The organism is Agromyces sp. NPDC055658, from assembly GCF_053618155.1.
The window spans coordinates 1-938 of sequence record NZ_JBSHHD010000096.1 but is presented as its reverse complement, the minus strand read 5'-3'; the positions used below and the strand labels follow the sequence as shown (position 1 = coordinate 938).

Here is a 938-nt window from a genome sequence, read left to right as displayed (position 1 = left end):
CCGTTGCTGCTGGCCCGCCAGCCTGATCCGTTACCGGGGTTCTTCGCCACCATGGTGAGTTCACCGGTGGCGATGTCCAGCTCGTAGGCGTCCATCAGGGTCGGTGTTCGCTTGTTGGAGTACACCATCGCCTTGGCCGGGTCGCCGAGCAGTTCGTGGGCGGCCATCGCTCCCGGGAAGGGGGTCAGATCGACGGCACCGGACTCGGGGTCCTGCGGGTCGGACCGGAAGACGTGCCAGTTCTCGTCGCCGCCGGTGTCCTGCAGGTAGAGCAGCCAGCGGGAGTCCTTCGTCCACTCGTAGTGCAGGATGCTGCGGGTGCTGTCGGCGGTAACGCGCCGCGGCTCGCCGTCGACGTCGTCCATGTCCTGGATCCAGATGTTGAGTCGGCCCCGCCACGGTGCGAGGTAGGCGATACGGGTGCCGTCGGGCGAGATCGATGCCTGCGCCCGGGCGGGCGGCGCGAACAGATCGTCGACGGAGAGCAACTCAGGTGTTGGCATGCCTCCATCGCACACTCGGACGTAGCGGCACAGTCAAGTCTTGGGCATGCGCATGATGGGTAGGTGGCGTGGAGTACTCGGGAGGTCGCCGAACTGGCCGGCACCAGTCTGCGAGCCGTCCGCCATTACCACCACGTCGGCCTGCTCCCGGAGCCCGATCGCCGGTCAAACGGGTACAAGCAGTACGGCGTGGCGCACCTGGTCCGGCTGGTCCGCATCAAACGGCTTGTCGACCTGGGGTTCTCGCTCCCGCAGATCGCCGCGTTGGGTGACACCGACGACCATCCGGAACAGGCGTTGCGGGAACTGGACGCCGAGCTCGCGGCGACCATCGACCGGTTGCAACGGGCCCGCGAGGAGCTCGGTGAGTTGCTGGAGAACTCCGCGCCCACGGATCTGCCGCCCGAGTTCGCGCCCGCCGACGCCGTCGCGAAG

Annotated in this window: 2 protein-coding genes; one reads left to right on the top strand and one right to left on the bottom strand. The window is 67.7% G+C overall.

The annotated features are described in order from the left end of the window. On the bottom strand, positions 1–503 hold a 503-nt coding region (locus tag ACWGPE_RS18750; RefSeq protein WP_452049273.1), incomplete at its 3' end, for a TolB family protein. Between the two features lie 63 nt (positions 504–566). Here ACWGPE_RS18750 and ACWGPE_RS18745 point away from each other — a divergent pair. Further along, positions 567–938 (top strand): helix-turn-helix domain-containing protein (locus ACWGPE_RS18745; RefSeq protein ID WP_452049272.1); only part of this gene is annotated, 372 nt, incomplete at its 3' end.